Origin of the sequence: Lysinibacillus sp. NPDC093197 (assembly GCF_044754025.1) — a bacterium.
Classification (GTDB): Bacteria; Bacillota; Bacilli; order Bacillales_A; family Planococcaceae; genus Lysinibacillus.
The window spans coordinates 112311-121818 of record NZ_JBIVOH010000004.1 but is presented as its reverse complement, the minus strand read 5'-3'; the positions used below and the strand labels follow the sequence as shown (position 1 = coordinate 121818).

Here is a 9508-nt window from a genome sequence, read left to right as displayed (position 1 = left end):
ATAACTCCTACCGATGATTTCCGCTACGGGCGGACGCTTTCCGCGGGCACATCGTAAGCCGCAACCGTCGCAGTCGCGCCGCCAGTTGCGTCTTACGTATTGTGCTGTTCCCGCAGGAGTCGCCGCCCTCCGCTCCAATCAATTGAAAAAAATGATAACTCCTACGGATGATTTCCGCTGCGGGCGGACGCTTTCCGCGGGCACATCGTGAGCCACAACCGTCGCAGTCGCGCCGCCTGTTGCGTCTTACGTATTGTGCTGTTCCCGCAGGAGTCGCCGCCCTCCGCAAAAGAACCAATTCAGGGTGATTATATAAAATAATACATTCCCTAACCTAATGACTACACAAAAAAACCAATGAGCGATTTTCTCGTTCATCGGTTTTTTGTTGTCCGTTAAATACTTTGAATTAACTCGCTATATTTAAGTGAAAGCAGGTTAAGCGAGTAGTTTTTAATTTTATCGGTTGCGATGATTCCTGTTAGGATGCACTCAATCATGTCTTTATATTGATGAATCAAATGTATTTCGTTCATAAACTTTGTATCGAGCGTTATTCCTTCTTTAATAGTTTTTAATACTACTTGTTGTTCTTCGTATAAATAAACTAATTCGTATTTTGAATTATATATTAATGTAGTAATTTCGGGAAAAATTTTCTCGTCGTTTAAACGCTCTAAAATGCTATCAACCGATTTTACGCCTTCAATAGATTGCAAATGTGAAAATGTTTCACGCAGTTTATCTTCTAAAAAATCAGTACTCATTAAATATCTCCTTCTTTTTTTGTTATATATCCATTTTTATAAGCTAATTAATAATTTTGTGATTATTGTATCATGTGACAGTAGTAATAATTATTAAAATACTTACTGTTTTTTGAATTAATCGGGATACTTTTATTTTAAATAAAATATTAATGGTAGTAAATACTATATAGGTAAAAACATAAATATAGTCTATAATGACTAATTATATCCATTTTATTGAAAAAAGGAGTCCGCTCTATGCGACGGGTGATCTCAATAAATACATAGTTTTGGAAGGTTTACATGCAGCTTCACAGCAACAACTTTCATCTTTACAAGAAATAAGCGCAGTCGCAAATGATTTAAGCAATCAAGCGATGGACTTACAAACAATTGTGGGTCATTTTAAAATTTAAAGAATAAAAAAAGACGAACAGCTAGGTGCTGTTCGTCTTTTTTTAGTTACTGCAGTTGATTTACATAGCGTGCGGACGCTTTCCGTTCAACGTTAGCTAATACTCTCGCTACTACCGATTTGTTAAATCTAACATTTCGCTTTTATTCACTAACCACAAGATTATAACAATCTACTATCGTTTCTTATTAAATAATTTTCAGTAGGGAATAAAAATAGTAAAATAAAAAAAGAATTTTCACAACATTTTATGGAGGTGCAAAGTATGAATTATGTTACGGTTGAAATAATTGATACTGTGGGGTTAAATCCAAGAGAAAGAAAAATGTTGCAAAATACGGTGTTAAATTTTGTTGCGATGAGCAATGCGTTAATTTTGAAAGAAGATGTAGTGTTGAATCCATTGGAGCAGGGTAACGAAAATATTGGCGTTGTCTTGGTTTATGCAAAACCGTTGAATGATGAACAAAGTGAAGCCATCACACAAGCTTTGTCCAAACGATTCACGACGTATTTTAAAATGAGTGAGTTAAATTTGGAAGCTCATATTAGCGTTCATTGAGTAAACATTGGTTAATAAAAAATATGAACAAACCTCGAGTAGGGACACTTTATAGTGTTACTATTTGGGGTTTTTCTTTGTTCAATTAGATTTATTTGTTTCCAATTAACTATTGTCTACAATCAAAAACGCCCACGAAAAATCCGCGGGCGTTGTATTTAAAAGGGGAGGAGTTTTTATGACAGCGATATAACTAGTTTTTTACAAAATAAGTTAATTGAATAAGTGTGTCTTCGTTTAGCTTATACGCAATGACTAGCATGTACATGCCTTGTTCTTCTTGAGAAAGGTCGATTGTAAAGTGGTCTGCGTTCGGTGTAAGCTGGTCCACATCTACTGAAATCTCTTTCATTGTTTTCGTATTTCTTAGCGCTATTTGGTAAGGATTAAGATAGTTACCATCTAATCCTTTTACTAGATTTTCCACTGTTAGTTCAGGACCCGTTAAGCTAGATACTTCAACAATTTGTGGGTGCGCAGTGATATTTTCTAATTTGCTTAGATTTTTCAATGGCGAGAAATCAGTAATACTATTAGCCGAAATATCAAGTGATGTTAAATTTTTAGCATATTGTAAGCCATCTAGACTTGTAATACGTGCATTTGGTGCATGTAGACTTGTCAGTGTAATCATATCACCTAAAGTGATTTCTCCTGACAGTCCTAGCGTTTGCTGGATAGCTACTTTAAGCTGGTTGTCTGCAATTGGTATAATTTGACCGAAGTCAATTGCTACTAAAGCAGCTTTTGCTTGTAATAGCTCCTCTAAAGCTTGATCGATTTGTGCTTGAGAAGCTTGTGTATTAGCAAGAAGTTCTTCTGCCTTTGCCATGCTCGCTTGTAAAGCTTGGATTGTATCAGCTGTGTAGTTTTCTACATTAACTGTTTTAGCATCTTCAAGTGCTAGTGTTAAATCTTCAGTGAATACGCGATCCGCATTAGCAAAATGTAATTTCGTCTCGCCCCATGATGCATGGTCAGAGCCGTTTCCGTTGCCACCGTCTGTTACGACAAGTTTAAGCTCTTTGGCGCCAGTAATGCTCACTTCAATGTACTTTTGAGAATCACGAGATTGCATTAAGCCACTATCGAATTGCTTTTCTCCATCAACAAACACTTGGAATGTTACTGAGCCTATCGTACCGTACATTTGGCGGTCTACACCAACAAATGCAGTGAAGAAATCTGCGTTTTTATCTGTTAAATCATAAATGATTGTTGAGTTAGAATGTGCACCGATGCCTCGTTCGTATGTTATTTCACGACCATCGTCTCCTGTTAAGCGTAATGCATTGTGACTAATGGAGATATCTTTCACAGGAGCTGTATAGCTGTTTTGTGTAGATTGCCATTCAAAATCAGTTAAGTAATGGTAATCTTCCATATTTACCACTGAAATTGTACGCTTTTTCGTTACTTCATTGCCATCACTATCGACAACAGTGTACGTAATTTCGTAGTGACCAGCTCGATTGAAGTTCACTTGCTCTAAGCCAGTTACTTGTACTTGAGACGTTAAATTACCATCTTCAGCATCCGTTGCTAAATAGCTTTCGTCGATATTGATAGGCGTTCCTACTTTTGTTGCAACTGATTTAGGAATCGTTAGTTCCGGCATACCGTTTGAAACATAGAACTTAGCATCAGCAAAGTTCGCATGATCTGATGCATTACCATTGCCCGAATCATTTGCAATCAGTTTTAACTCTTTCACACCTTGAAGCGGTACTCTCACAAGTTTTGCTTCTGATTGATATTTCATGACACCACTGTTATATACTTCTTGACCGTCAGCTAGTACTTTAAATGTCACGCTAGAATTTCCGTTTTCAGCGATATTGCGATCAATACCTACGAGTGTCTCAAAGTAATCGTAATTTTTCTCTGTTAAATCATAGACGATTTCAGAGTTTGCGTGTGTACCAATCCCTTTGGCAAATTCCTTAACTTCTCCATTTGTCAGTACTTTTATTGAACCACCTGAAGACGATTTGTCTTTATTGACAGTACTATACGCTGTTTGAGTAGATTTCCAGCCGATGTCTGAGGCGAATTTCTCATCGCTATAGACATACACATTTCTTGTCGCCGTTGCAACGTTGTTATCACTATCAGTTACTGTATATTTGATTTGGTAAGTACCTGTTTTATTTGTATTGAAGCCATTTGTCGTTACTTTAATTTGTTTACTTAAATCACCGTCTTCAATATCAGATGCTGTTACATCTTTTAGAAGATCAAATTCACTATTTAACTTTACTAATGTTAAGTCTTCTGAAAGTGTTAACGTAGGTAGACTTGAGTCTTTGCCAAATTTCGCATCAGCCCAAATAGTATGGTCAGAGGAATTACCGCTATCATTGGCATCCGTTGTAATTAACTTCACTTCTTTTGCACCTGTAACAGGGATGCTGATATAGCCATGATCTGTATTCGCCTTAAATACATCACTTGCAAATATCTTTTCACCATCGACCCATACTTCAAAAGTAGCAGAAGATTTTTGTCCTTTTGCTGCTTGATCGATTCCGATATAACTTTCAAAGAAATCAAAGCCTTTTCCTTCGATGTCATACACTACTTCAGAGTTCGCGTGTGCACCGAGTCCTTTTGCATACGTTGCATCTACACCTTGTCTTAGTAATGTAATCGTGCCACCAGCAATTGATTTATCTTTTTGTAATGACCCCCAACCTACTTTTGCAGATTTAGCTGTCATATCAGAAATATATTGCATGTCACTTATTACGTTAACATTCATTGTTTTTGTTTCTTTAATGCCTTCATCGTTTATTTCATAAACTACTTCATAGCTTCCTTTTTTCGTAACATCTACAGTATTTGACGTGATGTTAATTGATTTTGTGATGTCTTTACCGTTATAAGCAATTGCTTTTACATATTCCATCGGATCAAATGCTTGATGTAGTTTAATTGTGACAAAATTTTCAGCAGATAGGGTAGGGGTAAATGCCTTCACTTCTACTGGTTTCAGCGTATTTAATTTTTTGTCATAACCAACAACTTTGTACGTATAATTTTTTGTTGTATCTACATTTTTATCGATAAATTGTGCAGTACTAGTAAAGCCGATTAATTCATTATCTCTATATATTTCATAGCCTAAGAAATCATCTTGGTACGCTTTATCGATCGATAAATATAATGTATTTGTTTTAGCAGCTTGGTTTGAGGCGAATGTTACGTTTACTTCTTTTCCTTTTAAACCATTACCTTTATAGTCGACTGCACTATTATTTAAATACCATATTTTTTTATCTGGTTTTGGATATTTACTTGTTTTTGCTTTCGTTTCGTCAGTTACAACAAAACCATGGCGAGCAAAATGCTCACTTAAATCTAATCCAAGTGCTTCAGAAGAGAATTCGACTAAATATTGTTGTTTAGATCGATCACCATCTGTTAGTGTCACATTGCGTTCGCGATAGAAAGAGTTTAATTTACCCCAATATCCTGGGCTATACATTTCAAGTTGCCAATATACAGCTAGCTTTTCAAACAGACCTTGATCGTTATAATCTTTCGTGTTTTCTTTTAAAACGTTTTTATAGATGTTCGCTTCATATGGAATACGTCCATCAATTTTGCCGTAAAATGCTGACATATGCTGCGGAAGCATATTGTTTGTAACTTCACCGTAAGTTCTTACGCCAATATCCATGCGATGACCGATTTCGTGGATGACGCCCCATGAACCGCCTTTTTCTTCGATAGGAACTAGAATATCAGACACAACATCATCTAATGTGCCGATATGATCGCCAGCTGCATACATATATGCATAAGGCTGTGCAAGTCGTACATTTTCTCGAATTAATTTCGGGTCATTTTTTTCATTATGACCATCTAAACCGTTATACTTAAATAATTCGTCCATTAGACGATTGTACGATTCAATAGTTTGTAGTGGGCTATAGCCATTTTCTATATATGTTTTATAAGCACCTGTTGCAGTACCTGTCCAGAATAAATGGTCACTTACAACTTCTACGATATCTAGTACTTCGCGATCTTCAACTTTTGGATGTTTCGCAATGTCTTCATCGATTTTTTTCTTATAGTCGGTTAAAAATTGTTTAAACTCTTCTACATTGGTAGATTTCGTAGCAAAAGGAATTCTATCAACACCTTCAAAACGTAATGTAGGTGCTTTCCCTTGCTGTTCAGCTGTGTATGGATTTTCAATATAAATTGTTCCGCCCGGTGTGACTGCCTTATTATTATAAGAAGTTTTAGGAACTGCCGGCACCGTAATCACGTTTTTACCAACTTTTAAGCTAACACCTTGTCTCCAGCTGTTCCAAGCACCTTCTTGTTGAGCAAAAGATAAGCGTGGTAATGGTCCGTTTGTTGCTGCGTCAACGTAAACGATAATTTGATCGCCTGGTTGAGCAGCAAGTCCAGTTGGTTGCAGGTTGTTACCGAAGCCGAACTTCAATTGTTCATTGGCGTGCTTTACCATATCTCCGTGTTGCTCAGCTACTATTATTCTGCCTTCTATAACAACTTCACCATTAATAACTTTTTTCGCTAACTCAATATTTTCTTTATAAGTATCATAAAGTGGATGCGCTTTTGCTTCTTCTTCTAATGCGTTAATTAGCTCGATACTGTTGAATTCAGGTGAAACTGTATTCATCGTTCCATCAGAAAATAACTTCGCCATCTTATCGTCCAGCGTATCTTCTTTATAGAACGCTAACTCTGAAAGGGTTGCCCAATTTTGATTGGATTTTGTGAATTTAAACTTCACGCGTTTAAATATTGTTGGATCGAACTTTGCTTCAACTAATCCAGCAACCATATTATGCTTACCTGTTGAGACAAGCTCGTATGTATCGCCTTTAGATGTTTGTGAAGCATAAATTTCAAATTCTTCCGCAAAGCCTTTACGGTCGGATGGTCTTGCTCCATAAATAATGCGATTTAATGTTACAGGTTCGATAAATTCCACTTCAACTTCATTTGCGAATTTAGCAGTGTTGCTTGTATTCGTTTCCCAATATGTATTGACATTTCCATCGATGGCATTTTCGATAACAGCGCTAGCATAGTGTCCACCGTTATTGCGAATGCTCCTAATATTTTTGTAGTCCATTCTAAATATTTTAGAATAGGCTTCGTTTGCGTAATGGCTAAATGATGAAGTTACTGCTGTTGTAGCTTTAATCGCTTCGTTGCTTAGTAGCACTTTAGCATTGTCGATATCTTCTTTAAATTGAGCATAGAAGGGGTGTCCTTGTGCTTTAGCATCTAATTGATTGAGTGCATCAATTGAATGGAACTTGTCACTAACAGCACTCATTGTGTCATCAGTAAATAGTGTTGCCATTTTGTCAGAGATTGCATCTTCTTTATAAAATTGAAACTCTGATGCACTTGCCCAATCTTGATTTGCTTTAGTGAAAACAAACTTTACGCGTTTAAATTCTGTTGGGTCAAACTGGATTTCGACGATATCACCAGTAGAACCTTTGTATTCACCGGATGAAACGAGGGTAAAATCATTGCCTGAATCTGTTGTTGAGCTATAAATTTCAAACTGCTGTGCAAAACCTTTACCTTTTGTAGTTGATTGACGTGCAGCATAAACAATTCTATTTAACGTAGCTGCGTCATTGAACTGTATTACGACTTCATTTGTGAATGATGCACTATTCGGTGTCCCTGTTTCCCAATGGGTATTCATGTCGCCATCAATCGCTTTATCAATAGTAGAACTTGCATATTTTCCACCGTTGTTCGTAATCGATTTAATGTTAGTATTAGCCATCTTAAATACGTCATCGTATGCCTTTAAAATATCTTTTCCGTACAAATCAAACTTTTTCACCGATGCTATCGTATGTTTAGTACTCATTTCAGCTGAAGTTTTGACAATATTTCCATTCGGATTTTCACTTGCCAAAACGTTCAATGGACCACCGACTAAATTTAAAGCTAGAGCAGATACTGTTACAATCTTTACAACTTTCATCTATTCTTCCTCCTTATGAAGTTTTGAATTTCTTCCTACGGAGTACATAAAAAAACTACTCATAAAAGAGTAGTTTTATTTTAAATAAGGATAATATAAAAACATACAAATATACCCATTATATATGGGCGCTGAAAAGACTAAAAGATAAAAATTCACCTTTCAGATGTTATATTAAAAAAATATTTTTTTCAGTAATTTGTTTTTTATGACCTTACTAAACAAAAAGTAGTATGTACTCTTCGGCAACTGGCTGACATAGTTATAAACCTTAGTCCCTATAGCTTTGCGTCCCTAAATTTCTTTAAGTTTGCCTATTCAATTTTTCTACTATAAAGAATAGCATAGTGAAAATAATTACCAAAGAACAATTTGTCCTATATTTTACCACCCTTCATTAGGGTAATATGGTGAAGGTTTAATGTTAAATAGTATAATAGTGTAATTTATCGATAGGCATTATGGTATGTGTAAATTACTTTAGTAAGAGGAAGGTAGTTTAGTTGTAAACTACTTTTGTCGTGGTAGTGATTATGAAAAATATTTACAGCAGGTGAAAAGGATTTAACTTGGGCAAAGGCGAATGCTTTTAGGAGTTTTTTGTTGATGAAGTAGTTGGCTGTCGTTATAAAGAGCTGTGTAATTTTCACCACCTATCGGTATAATGAATGTATTCATTACATTACATTAAGGGGGGCTGAAAGTGTTATCTAAAGAGCTAAAAAATACAATTAAAGAAGTATTACAAGCGCGTGTTCAGCCATCCTTTATTTTATTGTTTGGTTCCCATGCAAAAGGGGTGGCGCGTGGGGACAGTGATTTAGATATTGCATACTTTTCAGAAACAATCTTAACGAATTATGAACGATTTTTACTAGCTGGGGATTTAGCGGAGAAATGTCATGTTGATGTAGATTTGGTGGATTTGCAGCAAGTTGATACAGTATTTGTGGCACAAATATTTTCAACTGGTATTTTGTTAAATTGTGTAGATGACAATGAGTTTATTAAGCAGCGTATGAAAGCTTACTCTATGTATGCAACGTTGAATGAGCAGCGAACCGAAATCCTTCAAGGAATTAAGGAGAGAGGGAGTGTACTTGATGAGTCATGAGGTTATTTTAAATAAAGTGGCCACAATTGAGCGCTGTATAAAAAGGATTCATGAGGTTTACGAGCAAGATCCAAACAATTTAAAGGATTTTACTAAACAGGATAGTATTATTTTAAATATTCAGCGTGCTTGTGAAGCAAGTATTGATTTAGGAATGCACCTTGTAAGTGAGAGAAAGTTAGGTTTACCTAAGACGAGTAGAGAAGCATTTTTTTTGTTGCAAGAAGATGGTATCATTAATGCACAATTAGCAAAATCGTTGATGAACATGGTTGGATTCCGAAATATTGCTGTACATGATTATCTGGCGATTAAGCTAGATATTTTACAGGCAATTATAGAGCAACATCTTGATGATTTTAAAACTTTTGCGAAACAACTATTAGCTTTAATTTAAATTGCTATAGCTATTGATGAATGTCTATAAAAGCTGTTTACTTATTGTGCTCAAATTTAAATACAATGTTTTAAACCTTCTACTTCAGTTTATGAGTAGAAGGTTTTTTCGTTGAAAGCAGGTTTGGTGAAATGCCAATTAAACCAGTGCTGGCAATCGTTCGTACACTTGCAAAACCTGTATAAAAATAATTGATAATTTCAGCATGGATTCAATTGTAATAGTTTGTTCATCTTCCGTTCATTTTCAGTTCATGTTCTGTTCATTTAGGCT

The 9508-nt window shown here is 35.7% G+C and carries 5 protein-coding genes and 1 riboswitch; of the genes, 3 read left to right on the top strand and 2 right to left on the bottom strand.

The annotated features are described in order from the left end of the window. Positions 1-395 precede the first annotated feature (395 nt). Positions 396-767, bottom strand: a complete 372-nt coding sequence (locus ACIP9G_RS12940; protein ID WP_401019816.1) for a hypothetical protein — start codon at positions 765-767, stop codon at positions 396-398. Between the two features lie 662 nt (positions 768-1429). Here ACIP9G_RS12940 and ACIP9G_RS12935 point away from each other — a divergent pair. Beyond that, positions 1430-1726: a hypothetical protein gene (locus ACIP9G_RS12935; protein WP_401019814.1), complete on the top strand. Its 297-nt coding sequence runs from the start codon at positions 1430-1432 to the stop codon at positions 1724-1726. A 193-nt stretch (positions 1727-1919) separates the two neighbouring features. On the opposite strand, the gene ACIP9G_RS12930 is transcribed toward ACIP9G_RS12935, so the two are convergent. Next, positions 1920-7724 (bottom strand): NPCBM/NEW2 domain-containing protein, encoded by a 5805-nt coding sequence (locus ACIP9G_RS12930; RefSeq protein WP_401019812.1) that lies wholly within the window; start codon positions 7722-7724, stop codon positions 1920-1922. A gap of 241 nt (positions 7725-7965) precedes the next feature. After that, a riboswitch (cyclic di-GMP riboswitch) is annotated at positions 7966-8049 on the bottom strand. Between the two features lie 378 nt (positions 8050-8427). Between ACIP9G_RS12930 and mntA the strand changes: the two genes are divergently transcribed. Together mntA and hepT are read left to right on the top strand one after the other, a co-directional pair. After that, positions 8428-8838 carry a type VII toxin-antitoxin system MntA family adenylyltransferase antitoxin gene (gene mntA, locus ACIP9G_RS12925; protein WP_401019810.1) on the top strand — a complete coding sequence of 137 codons (411 nt, stop codon included), beginning with the start codon at positions 8428-8430 and terminating at the stop codon, positions 8836-8838. Then, a complete protein-coding gene (gene hepT, locus ACIP9G_RS12920) occupies positions 8828-9235 on the top strand; it encodes a type VII toxin-antitoxin system HepT family RNase toxin (RefSeq protein ID WP_401019809.1) in 408 nt (135 codons plus the stop codon). Before mntA ends, hepT begins: the two co-directional genes overlap by 11 nt. Positions 9236-9508 lie beyond the last annotated feature (273 nt).